General features: G+C 59.5%; 16 protein-coding genes, 2 tRNA genes and 2 pseudogenes. 9 read left to right on the top strand and 11 right to left on the bottom strand.

Annotation, left to right across the window (positions count from 1 at the left end; all coding sequences use genetic code 11):
* Positions 1-31: 31 nt before the first annotated feature.
* Genes P775_RS18510 through P775_RS18495 form a run of 4 tightly spaced genes read right to left on the bottom strand, consistent with a single transcriptional unit; the run spans position 32 to position 4,273 of the window.
* The gene (locus P775_RS18510; protein ID WP_099912364.1) at positions 32-1,240 is read right to left on the bottom strand and encodes a beta-ketoacyl-[acyl-carrier-protein] synthase family protein; all 1,209 of its coding nucleotides are present in this window, start codon (positions 1,238-1,240) and stop codon (positions 32-34) included.
* Entirely contained in the window at positions 1,237-1,497 is a 261-nt protein-coding gene (locus P775_RS18505; RefSeq protein WP_099912363.1) for an acyl carrier protein, read from the bottom strand. Before P775_RS18505 ends, P775_RS18510 begins: the two co-directional genes overlap by 4 nt.
* 37 nt (positions 1,498-1,534) lie before the next feature.
* Positions 1,535-2,626 carry a UDP-3-O-(3-hydroxymyristoyl)glucosamine N-acyltransferase gene (gene lpxD / locus P775_RS18500; RefSeq protein WP_099912362.1) on the bottom strand — a complete coding sequence of 364 codons (1,092 nt, stop codon included), beginning with the start codon at positions 2,624-2,626 and terminating at the stop codon, positions 1,535-1,537.
* 30 nt (positions 2,627-2,656) lie between these two features.
* Positions 2,657-4,273 carry a L,D-transpeptidase family protein gene (locus P775_RS18495; RefSeq protein ID WP_099912361.1) on the bottom strand — a complete coding sequence of 539 codons (1,617 nt, stop codon included), beginning with the start codon at positions 4,271-4,273 and terminating at the stop codon, positions 2,657-2,659.
* 330 nt (positions 4,274-4,603) lie between these two features.
* On the opposite strand from P775_RS18495, the gene mepK reads away from it, so the two are divergent.
* Positions 4,604-5,173, top strand: coding sequence for a peptidoglycan L,D-endopeptidase MepK (gene mepK / locus P775_RS18490; RefSeq protein WP_099912360.1), 570 nt, complete (start codon positions 4,604-4,606; stop codon positions 5,171-5,173).
* Positions 5,174-5,373: 200 nt separating this feature from the next.
* Here the strand turns inward: mepK and P775_RS18485 are convergent.
* The 3 genes from P775_RS18485 to P775_RS18475 form a co-directional block, all read right to left on the bottom strand.
* Positions 5,374-5,450 (bottom strand) — tRNA-Asp (locus P775_RS18485).
* Positions 5,451-5,480: 30 nt separating this feature from the next.
* Positions 5,481-5,557, bottom strand: a tRNA-Asp gene (locus P775_RS18480).
* Positions 5,558-5,693: 136 nt separating this feature from the next.
* The gene (locus P775_RS18475; RefSeq protein WP_099912359.1) at positions 5,694-6,632 is read right to left on the bottom strand and encodes a pirin family protein; all 939 of its coding nucleotides are present in this window, start codon (positions 6,630-6,632) and stop codon (positions 5,694-5,696) included.
* 271 nt (positions 6,633-6,903) lie between these two features.
* On the opposite strand from P775_RS18475, the gene P775_RS18470 reads away from it, so the two are divergent.
* Positions 6,904-7,905 carry a LytTR family DNA-binding domain-containing protein gene (locus P775_RS18470; protein ID WP_099912358.1) on the top strand — a complete coding sequence of 334 codons (1,002 nt, stop codon included), beginning with the start codon at positions 6,904-6,906 and terminating at the stop codon, positions 7,903-7,905.
* A gap of 9 nt (positions 7,906-7,914) precedes the next feature.
* On the opposite strand, the gene P775_RS28175 is transcribed toward P775_RS18470, so the two are convergent.
* Positions 7,915-8,085 carry a hypothetical protein gene (locus P775_RS28175; RefSeq protein ID WP_180287498.1) on the bottom strand — a complete coding sequence of 57 codons (171 nt, stop codon included), beginning with the start codon at positions 8,083-8,085 and terminating at the stop codon, positions 7,915-7,917.
* Between the two features lie 350 nt (positions 8,086-8,435).
* Complete coding sequence (locus P775_RS18465; RefSeq protein ID WP_143520946.1) at positions 8,436-9,092, bottom strand: TetR/AcrR family transcriptional regulator; 657 nt, start codon at positions 9,090-9,092, stop codon at positions 8,436-8,438.
* Between the two features lie 594 nt (positions 9,093-9,686).
* On the opposite strand from P775_RS18465, the gene P775_RS18460 reads away from it, so the two are divergent.
* The gene (locus P775_RS18460; RefSeq protein WP_099912356.1) at positions 9,687-10,136 is read left to right on the top strand and encodes an efflux RND transporter periplasmic adaptor subunit; all 450 of its coding nucleotides are present in this window, start codon (positions 9,687-9,689) and stop codon (positions 10,134-10,136) included.
* A gap of 33 nt (positions 10,137-10,169) precedes the next feature.
* Positions 10,170-10,628, top strand: a complete 459-nt coding sequence (locus P775_RS28170; protein ID WP_180287481.1) for a hypothetical protein — start codon at positions 10,170-10,172, stop codon at positions 10,626-10,628.
* Positions 10,629-10,733: 105 nt separating this feature from the next.
* On the opposite strand, the pseudogene P775_RS18455 reads toward P775_RS28170, so the two are convergent.
* Positions 10,734-11,026, bottom strand: a pseudogene (locus P775_RS18455) (transposase); the annotation flags it as partial.
* 178 nt (positions 11,027-11,204) lie between these two features.
* On the opposite strand from P775_RS18455, the gene P775_RS28165 reads away from it, so the two are divergent.
* Together P775_RS28165 and P775_RS29010 are read left to right on the top strand one after the other, a co-directional pair.
* Positions 11,205-11,432, top strand: coding sequence for a hypothetical protein (locus tag P775_RS28165; RefSeq protein ID WP_180287497.1), 228 nt, complete (start codon positions 11,205-11,207; stop codon positions 11,430-11,432).
* Positions 11,350-12,453 (top strand): annotated as a pseudogene (locus P775_RS29010) (efflux RND transporter permease subunit). The gene P775_RS28165 and the pseudogene P775_RS29010 overlap by 83 nt, the downstream one beginning before the upstream one ends.
* On the opposite strand, the gene P775_RS18440 reads toward P775_RS29010, so the two are convergent.
* Entirely contained in the window at positions 12,369-12,941 is a 573-nt protein-coding gene (locus tag P775_RS18440) for a TetR/AcrR family transcriptional regulator (protein ID WP_099912353.1), read from the bottom strand. The pseudogene P775_RS29010 and the gene P775_RS18440 sit on opposite strands and share 85 nt — an antisense overlap.
* A gap of 158 nt (positions 12,942-13,099) precedes the next feature.
* Here P775_RS18440 and P775_RS18435 point away from each other — a divergent pair, with 158 nt between their 5' ends.
* From P775_RS18435 to P775_RS18425, 3 genes are read left to right on the top strand one after another with little or no spacing between them, the layout of a single operon-like run.
* A complete protein-coding gene (locus P775_RS18435; RefSeq protein WP_099912352.1) occupies positions 13,100-13,597 on the top strand; it encodes a (2Fe-2S)-binding protein in 498 nt (165 codons plus the stop codon).
* A complete protein-coding gene (locus P775_RS18430; RefSeq protein WP_099912351.1) occupies positions 13,594-14,637 on the top strand; it encodes an FAD binding domain-containing protein in 1,044 nt (347 codons plus the stop codon). Before P775_RS18435 ends, P775_RS18430 begins: the two co-directional genes overlap by 4 nt.
* On the top strand, positions 14,630-16,867 hold the full coding sequence (locus tag P775_RS18425; protein ID WP_099912350.1) for a xanthine dehydrogenase family protein molybdopterin-binding subunit: 2,238 nt from the start codon (positions 14,630-14,632) through the stop codon (positions 16,865-16,867). The genes P775_RS18430 and P775_RS18425 overlap by 8 nt, the downstream gene beginning before the upstream one ends.
* Positions 16,868-16,915: the final 48 nt, after the last annotated feature.

The raw sequence follows: 16,915 nt of genomic DNA, 5'->3' as shown, positions 1-16,915 counted from the left end.
CGTCAGAAACCTACAACCGTGGCGGATGCCCTCAGACCCGCCGCAGTGCAAGAACGGCGTTGAGCCCGCCAAACGCAAAAGCGTTGGACAGCGCATATTCCACGGCGACGTCCCGTGCCTCATTGGGAACAACGTCCAGAGCGCATTCCGGATCAGGTTCTTCGTATCCGATCGTCGGCGCGATCACTCCGTCGCGCAGCGCCATGATGCAGGCCAAAAGCTCGACCGCACCGGTGCCACCAATCAGGTGTCCGTGCATCGACTTGGTTGACGAAATCATCAGCTTGTCCGCATGGGTGCCAAAGACATCCGCGACGGCGGCACATTCCGTCTTGTCATTGGCGGCGGTGCCTGTGCCATGGGCGTTGATATAGCCAATCTTATCGCGCGGGATGCGCGCATCGGCCAAGGCACCGGAAATCGCACGGGCAGCGCCCTGTTTGGACGGCATCACGATGTCCGACGCATCAGAGGTCATGGCAAACCCGACGACCTCAGCCATGATCTCTGCACCGCGCGCACGAGCGTGTTCAAATTCCTCAAAGACAAAAATCGCGGCACCCTCGCCCTGCACCATGCCGTTGCGATTGGCGCTGAAGGGGCGGCAGGCGTCGCGGCTCATCACGCGCAGGCCTTCCCAGGCCTTGACCCCGCCAAAGCAGAGCATGGATTCGGACCCACCCGTCACCATGGCCTTGGACATGCCGGAGCGCACCATCGCAAAAGCCTGAGACATCGCATGGTTGGAAGAGGCACAAGCGGTCGAGACCGTAAAGCTCGGCCCCTTGAGGTTGTACTGCATCGAGACATGGCTGGCGGCGGCGTTGTTCATGAGCTTGGGCACAACAAACGGATGCACCCGATTCTTGCCGTCTTCATAGACCGAACGATAATTGTCATCCCATGTGCCGACCCCGCCCCCGGCGGTTCCCAGCACGACGCCGGTTGTCGCGGCCAGTTCGCCCCCGAAGGTCAGACCAGACTGTGTGATTGCCTCTTGCGCCGCCATCAGGGTGAACTGGGTGAAACGGTCATAAAGAGTCAGCTGCTGACGGTTGAAGATCGCCTCCGGCTCGAACCCCTTGACCTGACCGCCGATCTTGATCGACAGGCGGTCCACATCGCGAAACTCAAGTTCAGCAATGCCACAACGGCCTTCGCGCATGGCCTCCAGCGTTTCCGGGACGTTTTTTCCAAGTGCGTTGATCGTGCCCGCACCTGTGATGACAACGCGATTCACGAGGTTTTCTCGTCCACCAGCCGCTGGATGCCCTCGACGATCGACCGCACGGATGAGATGTCGAAATCGCTTTCTGCCGGATTGTTTGCATTAAAGGGGATGTTGATGTCAAAGGCCTCTTCAATGGCAAAAATACTCTCGACAAGGCCGAGACTATCCACACCCAAGCTTTCGAGCGTGCTGTCCATCTGCACCTCGTCCACATCAAGCAACGCCTGTTCTGCGATGATTTCGCGTACTTTCGTTTCGACGTCCATGGCCAAAGTTCCTTTGCCGTGCCCTCTTCCCGCTGATTTAGTCGGTCTCATCCAGCTTGGAAACCCGTTTCTGCAGCCCGGCAAAGTCCCTCATAAGCCGGGGCAACCGGCGCAGGGCCTTGTAGCTTTCCAGATGCGTCTCCATCTTGACGGCCGGATATCCCAACATCACGCGGCCTGCGGGGACGCTGGACAGTACCTTGGTGCCGCCACCCGTGATTACATTGTCGCCGATGCGGATGTTGTCGCTGACCCCGGTCTGTCCGCCCAGCACAACGTTGTTGCCCAGCACGGTGGACCCGGCGATTCCGACCTGCGAGCAAATCAAACAGTCGTGCCCGATGATGACATTGTGGCCGATCTGAACAAGATTGTCGAATTTTGTGCCATTGCCCACAAGGGTGTCGCGCACACTGCCCCGGTCGATGCAGGTGTTGGCGCCAACTTCGACATCATCGCCAAGTGTCACGGCCCCCAGCGAATGGATACGCGCCCAAGCCTGCGCATCCTCGCCCCCCGTGCCGCCCAGCGTATCACGAGCACGCTCGACCCCGGAAACCTCGGGGGTGACAAAAGAAAATCCATCTGCGCCGATAACCGCGCCAGGCTGGGCAATGAAGCGCGCGCCGATGGTGACCCGCGCGCCAATACGTACGCCAGAATGCAAAAGCGCGCCGTCGCCGAGGGTGGCGTCCCAGCCGACATGACACTGCGGCCCGATGACCGACCCTGCTCCGATCCGCGCACCCGCAGCAATGATGCTGTAGGCCCCGACTGAAATACCCTGCCCCAGAACCGCCGTAGGATCGATCAATGCGGTCGGATGAACACCCACATCATATCCCTGCCCCTTGTCCATAAGCGCCGAAAGGCCGGACATGGCATAACGCGGGCGCTTTGACAGAATGGCGGCTTTCAGCCCGTAGCTGCGCCAGTCGGCATCTGCCCAGAGCATTGCCGCGCGCGCCTGCCCCTGTCCCAGCGCCGCCGCATAGTCCGGGCGCATGGCAAGCGCGAGCTGGTCAGAGGTGGCGGCGCCCGGCTCACCTATGCCGGTCACGACAATATCCAGATCCCCCTCAGCCTGTAGGCCAAGAGAGGATGCAATGTCTTTTATGCTGTGGCGCATGCCAGCCTCCCGGGAATTATCCGGCTGGTTTTAACTGCCTTGTGTCGGCAGGACCACCCCTGCATCACTCAGCGCCGCCCAGATCCGCGCATCGCGATCATAGATGTCGCGGCGATAGTTGATCCTGCCCTTTGCCGACGTAAACGCGGTGCGATAAATCAGGTGCACCGGCACAGGCGTTTCAAGCGAGATCGTGGACTCTTTACCAGTGCGCAGCCGCGACTGGAACACCCCCTCTGGGTCATCTGTCTGACGTGACAGCAGCGCATAAGCGAAATCCTTGGGATCCCCCAGCCGGATGCAGCCATGACTGTAGGCGCGCACCTCGCTGTTGAACAGGCTCTTTGACGGGGTATCATGCAGGTAGATGTTGTACTTGTTTGGGAACATGAACTTCACCTGCCCCAGCGCGTTGCTGGGCCCGGGCGGCTGGCGCATGGAATAGGGAAAGCTGGACGCCGAATATTGTCCAAATCCGGCGGCCCGATTCACCGATTGCCCACGGCTGTCGGTGATCTCGAGATGCCCAACGGCCCCCGGATTGTCGCGTAGCTTCGGCAGATATTCTTTCACCACAATCGAGCGTGGCACGTACCAACTGGGGTTGACGACCATATATTCCATGACGTCGGAAAACTCGGGCGTTTCACGATCAGCCGGAACTGCCCCGATCACCGAGCGCGTTTCAAAGGTCACCTTTCCGTCGTCTATGATCTTGGCGTTGAATTCGGTCAGGTTCACGCGGATGTGACGCTTGCCCAGCCCACCGGGAAGGTTCAGCCAGCGTTCCCGCTCCATCGCAACAAGGATGGACTGAAGCCGCTCTTCAACACCTATGTTGATCTGCCCCAGCGTGTCACGCCCGGCGACACCATCGGCGGTCAGGCCATGGTCACCCTGAAACTGCATCACGGCGGCCTTCAGATCGGGATCATAGCTCGCCGAAACGCTGCGCCCCATGTATCCCATTGCAATCAGCCGGTTGCGCAACGCCACAACAGCGGGTCCGCTTTGCCCCGGCTCGATCTTGCCCGAATTCACGACAGGACCCCATCCGCCCTGCGTCAGCTTGCGCTCAAGCAGCATCTTTTCCTTCATCAGCCGCGCATATTCCTGTGACTGAGGCGCGAGCGCACGGATGGCGGCGCGAGGGTCATTCTGCATCAGCGATGCCAACGTCAGCGCGGGATCGCGCAGCGGCACTTCGCGCTTGATACCCGACACCACATCACCAGGCTTCAGGATACCCGTCTGGATATCATGCGCGTATGCCACAAAGGCACGCGTTAGCGCCACTTCGACCTCGCCCTGCTCTTGCGCATTTCGCACAGTGCCCATCATGGCAATCAACCCGTCGGCGCCATAGCGGGTGGCTGGCAGACCGTGCGACTTGGCTTGCGCCAAAGCTTCGAACAAAGCCTGACGACGCGCCAGATCCTGCGCCGAGGCGCCTGTCCATATAGGCGCGAAGTCCCGCGCACGATAGAAGGCCGCAATACTGTCGTCCTTTGCCAGGGCTTCGGCGACCGCCAGCTTGTAGGACGTGACTTGCGCCTGCCCGACCTGTGGCACGGACAAGCCAAAAGAGGCCGCAACCAAAGCGACAAACAGGGCCCGACGAGGCAGAAAGGGCAGATGAAACGGCATTACAGTATTTCCCGATGCGACGATGCGAATATTTCCGTTGTCTCAGAGTGGCTTGACCACTGTCCACTCACTTTTGTCGTGATCGCCGAACTGAGGCCGTATTGGTACCCAACTGTATCCCTTAGGATTTGGTTCCAGTGCGACTCGGCCACAGCAGACCAATTTTGAGCAGATTCTCGCCGAAAAGGCTTGAAAAACAGAAAACGCAATTTTTTCGGGTTACAGAAAATTCACCATTGTGACATAACTTTCTTGCATTCTGACACGAATTAGCACCGTCCGCGCAACGTCGTGGACATACAGGTACAGACACGGGACAGGCTCTTTACCATGACCAACGCAAGCGCGAACGGTATCTCGCGACGCGGCCTTCTTGGCGCGTTCGCAGCAACCATGATCACGGCAGCACCGACTTACGCCAACGCAGCAGGATTTCTGCGGGGCGGCGGCGACATCAGACGGGTCAAGATGTACTCGGGGCGGACAGGCGAACGTCTTGACATGATCTACTGGGTTGAGGGCGATTATATCGCCGATGCGGTTAAGGAAATAACCTATTTCATGCGCGATTGGCGCAATGATCAGATCAAGAATATCGACCTGCGCACTGTCGATATCATGGCGGCGGCCCATAACGTGATGGATGTCAGCGAACCCTACATGTTGATTTCCGGCTATCGCAGCCCCGAAACCAACGCGATGCTGCGGGCACGGTCTTCCGGCGTGGCGCAGAACTCTCGCCATTTGGTCGGACAAGCCGCAGACCTTCGTCTCGCCTCTCGATCAGTCAATCAAATGGCGCGCGCGGCGTCTGCCTGTCATGGTGGCGGCGTAGGGCGCTACACGGGCTCCAATTTTGTACATATGGACTGCGGTCCTGTGCGGTCTTGGGGCAGCTGATTCTGGCTTCGCACGCAACAAGATGACTTTCGAACAACGGGGCGCTTTCGGGCGCCCCTGTTTCATGTCTGAGACTTGACAAGAAACAGTCACTCTATCGGTGCACCCGTTCTCCATAAGTGAAAACGCAGCAACAACGGTTTTGTTCCGGGGTCCCGGATTTTTTCTGAAATTTTCTACAATTCGTCTGAAAGTACGAATGGCGCGGTTGACGGGGCTCGAACCCGCGACCCCCGGCGTGACAGGCCGGTACTCTAACCAACTGAGCTACAACCGCGCATCGCAACGGAGGACTTATGGGCAGTGATGGCGCGGTTGACGGGGCTCGAACCCGCGACCCCCGGCGTGACAGGCCGGTACTCTAACCAACTGAGCTACAACCGCTCACTGCCGCATGGTCTCCCAAGCGTGTGGCGGTAATAGGGGGAGTGTTCTGCCCCGTCAAGCGAGGAATCCAAGAAATTTCACTCCGCTGCGAAACAACGCTTAACCCCGGCACAGATCCGCATTTCTTGCAGCTTTACCGATCTGGCAAAGGGATGAATTCACTGTCATCTCCGGGTGGCAAGTGGAATCGGCCATTGGACCAGTCCCCGCTCCGCCAAGCCTCTTTCGCCTCCTCGATCCGTTCTTTCGACGAGGCGACAAAATTCCACCAGATATAGCGGGGGCCTTCCAGCGTCTCGCCTCCCAACAGCATGACCCGGGCACCCTGCTCTGCCGCTGTCAGGCTGATATGATCGCCCGGGCGGAACACCATCATGCGGCCCGCCTCATAGCGTACTCCTGCCACCGTTACGGCGCCTTCGACCACATAGACACCGCGATCCTCATGATCGTCCGGCAAGGGCAGCGTCGCACCGGCCTGCAGAACTGCATCGGCATAGAACATCTCAGAGGCGGTTTTGACCGGCGCACGTTCCCCATAGGCGGCCCCCAGGATCAGCCGCACCTGCTTGCCGTCTCCCTCGATCATCGGCAACTCATCACGACCTGCGTGGATGAATTCGGCTGGGCGGTCCTCGTGATCCTTGGGCAGGGCGACCCAGGTCTGGATACCAAAGAAGGGCATAGGCTCGGTTTGGGTCGCGTCATCGGTGCGTTCAGAGTGGGTTATTCCATGTCCGGCAACCATCCAGTTCACCGCGCCGGGTTCGATCCAGGCATCCGTGCCGAGCGAATCTCTGTGATGCATCCGCCCCCGGTAGAGATAGCTGATGGTTGCGAGACCAACATGCGGGTGCGGCCGCACGTCCATGCCCCGCGACGGTAGAAATTCGGCCGGGCCCATCTGGTCGAAAAATATGAAAGGCCCCACCATCTGGCGTTTGGGGGCGGGCAGCGCGCGACGCACTTCGAATCCCCCCAGATCCCGCGCACGAGGCACGATCACAGTCTCTATGGCATCGACCTCGTTTCCAGTCGGGCAATGCGGATCAAGGGCAGGATTCCAGCTCATGGCGTACGCTCGCTTTGTGTTTCAAGAGGAGCCTAGACATTGGCTGCCCATGCGTAAACATGTCAGCTCTGTACGATACCTGATCGCGCGAAGAGAAATGAAAAACCGTAGAAGGTCGCGTTATCGATGTGTACTTCTGCCAAGTTTAAGGTATTGCGTTTTTTTTGTTCGCAAAACTCAGAATAACACTAAGTGAGGCTGGGTTGGGGCTGAACCGAACCTGCATCCTGGGCTTTGCACAAGAATAAAGTTTAGAAAAATTTATTTATACATGATTATCTTCACTCAAAAACTTAGGCTCTGCTCCCTTTTGGGAGACCGCTTCAACCTGAGCGTTCAGGATTTTTGCGCAATCTTGGCAAAGCGCAAAGTCGTTCTTTTCATCTGTCTCGCAGTTACGGTGATGATCACCATGGATACGTCCAGACCACAGGTCACGCTTGACCTATGGATGAAGGCGGTTGTCTGGCCTGCCTCTGTTGCGGCTTTCCTGACGCTGTATGTTGTCGGTTTGGCGATCTTCGGCGTGATCCAGATCAAGATCATCGATGTGGTCTTCCCCATCCAACTTGTCAGCGTGCTGAGCTTTATTCCTGCAGGTGCGGTCGGCGAATACCTGTCTTGGTATTTGACGAACAAGGTGTTCGAGGTCGATGTGATGGCGCGGGTAATTTTCTTTCTGCCCTGCCTTCTGGTGCTGGAGACCGTATTCTACCGGTTTGTCCTGCCCACGATGCTGCCGATGGCAGAGCTTGCATGCGCTGAAAAAATCGCAACTGCGACGATTGCGCAACCTGCGCTTGCGACACCTGCAACCGCAGCGACGGAGGATGGAAAAGCACCCGAAGTGCGGTATCTGCTGATCGGTAATCACCGGGTACCCGTGTCCCGTATCCGCCACATCGAAGCCCGGGAACACCATGTCCGCGTGACGATGGACAGCACGATCCTCACCCGACGCGCCCGACTTGGGGACATTGTCGCCCAAACCTTACCCGAAGACGGATTCCAGCCGCACCGCTCTTGGTGGGTGTCACGAAACGAGGCTCTGGAGATAGAGCGTGAAGGAAACCGTCACAGTCTGAAGCTCCACGACGATACTCGCATCCCGGTGGCCCGCACTCGCCTGTCCGAGGTGCAGAATTGGGTCGCAGAACATTCTGACAAAAGTGCAGATCTGCACTGCGCGCAGTCAGATAAAAGGCTCAAAGTTCCCGGAACCTCAAAGGCGCCCGCGAACCATATACGACCGGCAAACAGGCACAGCGTCTAACGGCACAGTTCAGAATGCGGCAGACAGTTCGCCAATTTCAGATGATGCAAGCTGGGCATCAATCGGGACCGAAACAGGATCCGCCAATGCATGAGTCGCCAGGATCACGCCAAGAAACACCGCAACCCCTATCTCCAGCCAAATGAAATTTGCCCGCTTCACAAAGCGCTTCCAGTTCATGTCGATATGCCTCTGCCCGGCGTTTTGCTTTTGAAGCCAAGGTGGTCAGAACTGCCCAAAGCGCAAGGCATAATGTTGTGACAATTTTTTAGTTTATAGCTTTGGAACAGCCGCGCCGCCCGCGACAGAACAAAGCCTTTCCGCTGGAGGTTACGCCAACATCGCAACGTCGTGCTCAGCGTGTTTCGGGTTCAACCCGGGACGTAAAAAATCGGATCTTCGCGCCCGCTCAAGGAAAGAGGCCGCGAAGATCCGAGTACGGTGTATTCCCAACGCCTTGAGCGGGCGCAGATGACGAGACAGGCCTATTCAGCATGAATCGTGAAAACTCTGTACCAGAACCCTGCCGGTCAGACGGCCCATTTTTCGCGAACGCCAATTTCCATCTGGTATGATGCGATCAGCCGGTCGACGGCCTCGCGCGCAACCCGGTTGTTATTTTCGGAAAACCCAAGGCTCGCCACCATTTTCCAGTGCCCGTAAATCAGCGTCACAAAGAGATATCCGATTTCATGGCAGGCGCTTCGGCTCAGCGACGGATCGTTCACACGAACCTCTTGTGCGATGGTGGACTGAAGCTGCGCATAGTGATTGTGCAGGCTTTGTCGCACTTTTTCCGATCCGGTCGCCAACGACATCATGGCATCATAGACCCCATCATCCATAGGTTTTGCCAGATTTTCGCCGGCAAGAAAATTGAAATAGAAGTCCAGAAACAAAGAGAGCCGCCCGCTTTTGTCCGCATTCAAAATCCCCTCCGCCAGCGCCTCTTCATAGGCGGCGGCAAGACCATCGCAGACCGAAACCATGAGTTCTTCAGGATTCGGAAAATAGTGGCGGACCAGTTGCCGTGACATCTCTGCCTCTTGCGCGATCAAGTCGTAAGACGGCGTGGGCAATCCGTGCTTTCCGATGGTTCTGATGGCTGCCTGCACAATAGCAGGTCTGCGGATGTCCGCGATGGGTTTGACCATTTGAAATTCCACACTTAATTTATCTGAACACAATATTAACCATATGTCTTAGGACACAGCAGAATGAATGTCCAATCACCCCGGAATGCACGGAGATTAAAAATCGCGCTTTGCAAAACTCTTGGGCAGTCACACAGAGCTATGGCGCAGTGTTGTGGCAGGCTTCAGTAAGAAAAAATGTGGCGCCTCCATCTGCATCTGGCCTAGAGTGATGATCCAACGCTGAGTTCAACAGCGTTGCAGAATGGCAAGATACCACACAGGATACCACGGTTCTGCGACCTGCCCACCCCAAGAGGTCAGCTAATCAGCCCGCCCAAACGCCCAAGCATCGGCGGGAATCCCTAGGGGCACGATATCATTGCCGCGTTCTTATTCGGGAGATAGTTGAGAACGTTGCGCATGCTGGTCGTGGCCCGCGCATTGATCGCTTCTGTGGTGACGGAATCGTAACTTTCGACCGTAAAAACTTCAGTACTGCCATACGGATGGCCAGGCTGATCTGCTGAGAGCTCTTTTGCCTCAGGGTCGCAATCATCTCGGAAACTCCTATACCTCAGGCAGATCAATCCTGAGCCCTGAACCGCCCGCATATAAAAGGTCCCAAGAGAACACGATTGATCAAAGATGAAGAGATTCCATCTTCCTGCCTTTTGGACTGCGCTGACCGCCGCGCTCTTCACCATGGCGATGCACCCCGCCCATGCTCAGGGCATGCCGGATGCCTCGACTGGTCCGGTCGACGTGGGCGTAACCACTGCAGAAATACAGACGGTGCCCTATATCTTCACCCCGCCCGGGCGCGCGGTTGCATTTCAGGATGCGAATATCCATCCCACCGATCTGAGGACCGTTGAACGGATCGATTACGATCTGGATGCGCAGGTCGCCACAGGGGATCTGACGTTCACCCTGCAAAGCGAACGCTATGCCGCCGCCACCTCCGCCGAGGCGGAAAAAAAGGGTGCAGAGGATGCCCTGTCGTGGGCGCAGCAGAAGGTGGATCGCTATCGCAATCTGGTGGGGTCGGGTGTGACCCAGGCAGATCTTGACGCTGCCGAGGCGTACCTGCTTTAGGCAAGGGCAACGCTCAGCTGTGCAAAATCCGCCGTGACCGACGCCAATCTTGATCTGGTCGGCACAGAGATCCGCAGCCCCATCGACGGCATTCCCTCTGAACCCGCAGTATCCATCGGCGCGATTGTCACCGCAAATCAGGCCGATGCGCTGGCCACGGTCACCCGGCTCGACCCGATCTATGGGGGCATCACCAAATCCATCGCCCGCATGCTGCGCTTGCACGAACGCATCAGTTCAGGCGAGCTGACGCGCGGCCAAAGCCTTGACGCGAGCATGACGCTTGAGAACGGCACGCTTTATGATGGCATGGACACCTTCGTCAGCCCAAGTACCTCGGTTTCGACAGCCACCGGCACGCTGGATCTGCGCTTTCAGTTCGACAACCCAGACCGGCTGATCCTCCCCGCACAGTTTCTGCGCGTTGCGGTGACGCTGGGCACGACGCAAGCGATTGAGGTGCCACAGCGGGCGACACTGACGGCCTGCTGACCGCCTTTGTGGTGCGCGACGGCACAGCCGAACAGGTGACCCTGGCCGAAGCCGGCAGCTTACCAGAACATCTGGATCGTCACGAACGGGATTACGCCGGGTGGCGGACATTTCGCGACGCTGAGATGGCCGGGTCACTTTTTTCCAAGGGCTTCCTTCAGCAGATCGGCCTGCATGCTCAGATCTGCAAACAAGCGCTTCAACCGGCGGTTCTCGTCTTCCAACGCCTTCATCTGGCTGATCATGGACGCATCCATGCCGCCACACTTCGCACGCCACTTGTAGAAAGACGCCGTGCTCATGCCGTATTCCCGGCACAGCTCGGCAACCTGCAAGCCACCTTATCCCTGGCGCAGCATCGCAAGGATCTGGAGTTCGCTAAATCTCGTCATCTTCATCAGAGTCTCCTCAGTCATCTTGCTGAGAAAATTCTACGTCCGCATCCCCTTAGTTGCTGGGAGAATTACCGCGCTGAAGGCGGTGAAAATATACCTGCTCAACGATGGAAAAGATACGGTCGCTGCGGTCTTTGCCAACCTCGGATTCAACTTTGGCGGCAGCAGGTAGAATTCCGCCGTGGCTTTTATAAAGCTGCGCGATTTTGACGAACGCACAGAGGAAGTTCTTGGGGCCGAAGCGCTGGTTGGACGTGCCAGTGCGCATTTCGCCGGTTACCGCGCGGGGCAGATCATCTTCATTCAGCCCCCGGCTATTCAGGGCCTTGGCAATTCATCGGGCTTTTCGATGTATCTTGGCAACCAGCGCGTCAGATCTGCAGAATTTGCGCACCAGCGTTGCGGCTGACTGTCCTGCCCAGCGCATCGATATCTATCAGCAAAAGGTTGAAACCTTCGGCCTCAACCTGTTCGAAATCAACGCCATGCTGTCCATCATCTTTTCCGGAGCCGAGGTGGTCGTAAAGGCAGTCGCTCGCTACCGCATGCAGCCCGACAATATCGACGACTGGCATGCCCGCAACGGCCGTGGGGAAATGGTGCCCTTCTCGGCATTTGCCACAACCAGCTGGCAATCGGCGGCCAACCGGCTCGTGCGCATGGACGGCTCTACCGCGATCGAGATTTCGGGATCAGAAGGCACCAACACCAGTTCGGGTGAGGTTATGGATCGGATGAGGGCGCTGACCGCAGAGCTGCCCGGCGGTTACAGCGTCGCCTAGACAGGGCTGTCCTATCAGGAACGCCAGTCGGGCAGTCAGGTGCCCTATCTTTATGCCTTGTCGGTTCGGGTCTTCTTCCTCTGCCTTGCCGCACTCTATGAAAGCTGGTCGATCGCGGTTTCGGTCATGCTGGCTATGCCCATCGGCGTTCTGGGCGCCCTGCTGGCGACCTGGCTTTCCGGTCAGCAGAACGATGTCCATTTCAAGTTCGGCTTGCTGACCACAATCGGCCTTTCCGCCAAGAACGCGATCCTAATCGTCGAATTCGCCCGCGACCTTGAAGCGGTCGACTCCAGCACCCTCGAGGCGGCGCTGAACGCCGTGCGCCAGCGGTTGCGCCCGATCATCATGACCTCGCTGGCCTTCATGCTTGGGGTTCTCCCGCTGGCAACGGCGACCGGGTCCGGGGCGGCAGCGCAGAAATCCATCGGCATCAGCGTCTCTGGCGGCATGTTGACGGCGACAGCCCTTGGAATACTTGCCGTACCCGTCTTTTATGTGGTCATCCGCAAGATCACCTTTGGAAAAAAGCCAAAACTGAGGACGTCGCAGAGCGCGGCACCTCAGCGTGCGTGCAGTCCGTCGACAAAAATATCAAGCAGGCGCAGCACCTGCGCCTCCCACTCCGGATCGGGCGCACGTCCGTAACACAGCGCATAAACCGCCGACAGCAGATCTTCGGCAGTCACATCGCCCCGCATTGCCCCCTCTGCAACGGCGCGCGCCAGCAGTTGCCCCAGCGCCGCCTTCATCCGCGCCGAAAGCTCGGCGAACAAGGCCTTGGAGTCATCCGTCGCCACTACGGCGAGCGCCCCCAGAAGTCCGCGTTTCGTGGCCACCAGACCCACAACCGCATGCAGCCAGGCGCGCACTGCGTCAGCGCCGTCACCGGTCTGCTCCAGTTCGGAGGCGAGATTGATCAGCTGTTCGACCTCGTGGCGGTAAACCGCCTGAAACAGCGCCTCGCGCGTCGGGAAATGCCGATAGAGCGTGCCGATGCCCACGCCGGCACTGCGCGCGACCGCCTCCAGACTTGCCCCAGGGCCACCCTGCCCTAGAACCTCCTTTGCAGCCTCGATCAGCCGGTTGCGGTTGCGCTGTGCGTCAGAGCGCGGTTTGCGGCGGGTAGAGTTCATCTTCCTGCAAGTCTTCCCTTGATAAACGGAGGCATCCTCCGTATAATGCTCTCGACACTGGGGTCACAGACCCATGTCATAACTCCCCACTATACCCGCAGGGTTGCACAGGCCACCCGCCCCCGTAGATCTCGTACCATAAAGCCAATGGAGGATGCATGTCCTATCCCATCAGCCTGACCGTCAACGGCCTCCGCCGCGACGTCACACTCGAAGACGCGCGCGTCACCCTTCTTGATCTTCTGCGCGAACGCCTGGCGCTTCCGGGCACCAAAAAGGGCTGCGACCGTGGCCAATGCGGCGCGTGCACCGTGCTGATTGACGGTCGGCGCATCAATTCCTGCCTCACCCTTGCCGTCACGCTGGACGGTGCCGAGGTGATCACAATCGAAGGCCTTGCCAATGGGGATATGCTGCACCCTGTTCAGGCCGCATTTGTCGAACAGGACGGATTCCAGTGTGGCTACTGCACCCCCGGCCAAATCATGAGCGCGGTCGGCCTGATCGCCGAGGGCCACGCCGGAACTGACCCCGAACGCATTCGCGAAGGGATGAGCGGCAATCTCTGCCGCTGCGCCGCCTATCACGGCATCACCCGGGCGGTCAGCGACGCCACCCGCCGCATGGCCGAAGACAAGACAAAGGCATCCGCATGAACCTCTTCGATTACATCCGCCCCACCTCAGTTTCTGACGCTATCGCCGCCTGGCAGCCCGGTGCGGCCTATCTGGGCGGAGGCACCAATCTTGTGGATCTGATGAAAACCGGTGCCCTGCGGCCGGGCACGGTTATCGACATTACCCGCCTGCCCGGCGTTGACCGGATCGAAACCCTGCCCAACGGCAGCACCCGGATCGGCACGCTGGTGCGCAATTCGGATCTGGCCCATGATCCCGATTTCGCAATGGCCTTCCCGATGGTGGCAGAAGCGCTGGCCTCTGGCGCATCCGGACAGCTGCGCAATGCCGCGACACTGGGCGGCAATCTTCTGCAGCGCACCCGCTGTGCGTATTTTCAGGATCCGCACAGCGCCTGCAACCGCCGCTTTCCCGGCGCAGGCTGCGATGCACGTAACGGTGACAGCGACAATCACGCCATTCTCGGGTGGAGTGACGCCTGCACTGCCACCAACCCATCGGACCTGTGTGTGCCGCTCATGGCGCTTGACGCCGTCGTGGAAACGCAGGGACCACAGGGCAAACGCGACATCGCGCTTGCAGATTTCCACCATCTGCCCGGCGCTGCACCCCATCAGGAAACCGCGCTTGAACCGGGGGAACTGATCCTTGCCATCCGCCTGCCTGCCAATGCGACCGCATCGCGTCATAACAGCCGATACCTGAAGGTACGCGAGCGGACCTCTTTCGCCTTCGCCCTCGTCTCGGCCGCAGCGGCGCTGCAACTGGAGAATGGCCGGATCAGCGCAGCGTGCCTTGCCCTTGGGGGGGTCGCCGCAAAACCTTGGCGCGTTCCGGCGGCAGAGAAGCTGATGCTGGGTCAGATCCCCGGTGCCGATCTGTTCCGCCGCGCCGCCGAGGTGGCACTGGAAGGCGCGGTGCCCTCTGGCGACAACGGCTTCAAGATTGACCTTGCCCGTCGCACCGCCGCCCGCGCCCTTGCACTGGCCGCCGCAGGCACGCCTGCACAAATGCCTGCCCTTCCTGCCTCTGTTTTCGGAGAGTCCGCCCATGTCTGAAACACTGCGCTTCGGCTCAAGCTCGGGCCAACCCACCACCCGCCGTGACGGGATCGCGAAGGTGACCGGCGCCGCCACCTTTGCAGCCGACAACCATCCTGACGGGCTGCTCTATGCGGTCTATGTCCCTGCAACCATAGCACGGGGCACGGTCACCCATCTGGATGTCACTGCCGCCAAGGCCCATCCCGGTGTCGTCGAGGTGCTGACCCCGGACAATTGCCCACCTTTGCCGGGAGGCCCGGACACAAAGCCGTTCAGGTTTTCCTTCAGCTTCGAGGCGCTGCAGGACAACACGGTGCGCTATGCCAACCAACCCATCGCGCTGGTGCTGGGCGAAACCTTCGAGGCCGCAACCGAAGGCGCCAAACTGTTGAACCCGCAGTACAACGCCTTGCAGCCCCGGCTGGGACTGGACGGCACAACGCCCTTTCCCACCAACGGTGACGGCTTTGGAAAACCGGGCACCACTGTGCACGGTGATCCGGATGCGGGCCATGCAGCGGCTTTGCAGGCAGTGGATGTCACCTACGAAACCCCCGCACAATATCATAACGCCATGGAAACCCACGCCATTGTCGCAGACTGGGACGGCGATCACGTGACACTCGACCTGCCCAATCAGGCCATTGTCATGTCCTGCGCCGCTTATGCCCATCACCTTGGCATTCCAGCAGAAAATGTGACGATCCGCAGCCCTTACCTGGGCGGCGGCTTCGGCTCAAAGGTGATCATCAACGGGCCACAGATGCTGGCGATCATGGCCGCGCGCATGACTGGGCGGCCCGTCAAGCTGATGCTGCGCCGCGATCAGATGTTTGGCCCCACCGGGCATCGCGGCGCCACCCGACAGCGGCTGCGCATCGGCATCGGCGCGGATCACAGGATGACCGTGCTCGACCACGACTCCCGCGCCACAACGTCGTCGTTTGAAACCTTCGTCGAAAGTGCGGCAAATGCTTCGCAGGGGCTGTATGCTTCGGGTGCGCTGCGATCCACACATCAGGGCGTGCGCATCGACTCAGGCACCCCCGGCCCGATGCGCGCACCCGGTGAAGCGACGGGATCCGCCGCGCTGGAGTGCGCCATGGACGAAATGGCGTTTGAGGCCGGGATCGACCCGCTGGAGTTCCGGCTGAAGAACTATGCCGAAAGAGAGCCGGGCACGGACAAGCCCTACTCCTCCAAAGCGCTGCGCCAATGCTACGCTCAGGGTGCGGAACGATTCGGCTGGGCCGGGCGCCCGCTTGCCCCGCGCCAGATGAAAGATGCCGATGGCCTGCTGGTCGGCTGGGGCATGGGTACGGCGCTATTCGCGGCGCCGATGTTTGCCGCTCAGGCCCGCGCCGTGCTGCGCCCGGATGGCACCGGCCTGGTGGAAACCGCCGCCAGCGACATGGGGCAAGGCGCCTGGACCGCTTTGGCCCAGATCGCCGCCGACAGCCTTGGCCTGCCACTGGATCGGATCGAATTCCGCTCCGGCAGTTCGGATTTGCCCGATGCCGGGGTTGCGGGCGGCTCGGCCCATACTGCCAGCGCCGGTGGGGCACTGCATGCTGCAGGCACGGACGCAATCCGCCATCTCGCCGACATTGCCACCAAAGATCCCGCCTCACCTCTGTTCGGCACTGGCAATGCCGGGGTGATCGCCCGGGCCGGGCGGCTGCACGCAAGCGATGATGACAGCCGCAGCGAAAGCTTTGCCGATATCATCGCCCGCGCCGGTGGCGCAGAGGTCGAGGGCAAGGGCAATGTCTCGCGAAGTCCAGAAGCGGCAGAGGCCCATGCCATGTATTCGCATGGTGCCGTCTTTGCCGAGGTCAAGGTTGACCCGGACCTCTTTCAGATGCGCGTGACGCGCCTTGTCGGGGCTTTTGCCGCCGGGCGGATCATCAACCCAAGGCTGGCCGAAAGCCAGTTGATGGGCGGCATGATCTGGGGCACCTCCTTTGCCCTGCATGAAGAGGCAAAGTTCGACGCGCGCAGCGGCAGGATCATGAATGCCGATTTCGCGGGCTATCACATCCCGGTCAATGCCGATGTGCAGGGGCTTGAGGTCATCACCGTGCACGAAGATGACCCCTATGTGAACGCGCTTGGCATCAAGGGTGTCGGGGAAATCGGCATCACCGGTACCGTCGGCGCCATCGGCAATGCAATATGGCACGCCACCGGCACCCGCGTGCGCCGCTTTCCGATCCGCATTCAGGATCTTCTCGCCGGGTCGTAAACGTACGGGCCCCCGACCGGATCGACCGGTCGGGGGCACATCTGATCT

Source organism: Puniceibacterium antarcticum (assembly GCF_002760615.1).
In the GTDB taxonomy this organism is placed as follows: Bacteria; Pseudomonadota; Alphaproteobacteria; order Rhodobacterales; family Rhodobacteraceae; genus Puniceibacterium; species Puniceibacterium antarcticum.
Note: the sequence above shows the minus strand (reverse complement) of the source record. Positions and strands in the feature narration are given on the sequence as shown.

Coding starts and splice junctions, on each gene's coding strand:
- mepK (WP_099912360.1), top strand. CDS start 4,604: ATGACCAACGCAAGCGCGAACGGTATCTCGCGACGCGGCCTTCTTGGC.
- P775_RS18435 (WP_099912352.1), top strand. CDS start 13,100: ATGTCCTATCCCATCAGCCTGACCGTCAACGGCCTCCGCCGCGACGTC.
- P775_RS18440 (WP_099912353.1), bottom strand. CDS start 12,941: ATGAACTCTACCCGCCGCAAACCGCGCTCTGACGCACAGCGCAACCGC.
- P775_RS18430 (WP_099912351.1), top strand. CDS start 13,594: ATGAACCTCTTCGATTACATCCGCCCCACCTCAGTTTCTGACGCTATC.
- P775_RS18495 (WP_099912361.1), bottom strand. CDS start 4,273: ATGCCGTTTCATCTGCCCTTTCTGCCTCGTCGGGCCCTGTTTGTCGCT.
- P775_RS18475 (WP_099912359.1), bottom strand. CDS start 6,632: ATGAGCTGGAATCCTGCCCTTGATCCGCATTGCCCGACTGGAAACGAG.
- P775_RS18425 (WP_099912350.1), top strand. CDS start 14,630: ATGTCTGAAACACTGCGCTTCGGCTCAAGCTCGGGCCAACCCACCACC.
- P775_RS18470 (WP_099912358.1), top strand. CDS start 6,904: ATGATTATCTTCACTCAAAAACTTAGGCTCTGCTCCCTTTTGGGAGAC.
- P775_RS28175 (WP_180287498.1), bottom strand. CDS start 8,085: ATGAACTGGAAGCGCTTTGTGAAGCGGGCAAATTTCATTTGGCTGGAG.
- P775_RS18505 (WP_099912363.1), bottom strand. CDS start 1,497: ATGGACGTCGAAACGAAAGTACGCGAAATCATCGCAGAACAGGCGTTG.
- P775_RS18460 (WP_099912356.1), top strand. CDS start 9,687: ATGAAGAGATTCCATCTTCCTGCCTTTTGGACTGCGCTGACCGCCGCG.
- lpxD (WP_099912362.1), bottom strand. CDS start 2,626: ATGCGCCACAGCATAAAAGACATTGCATCCTCTCTTGGCCTACAGGCT.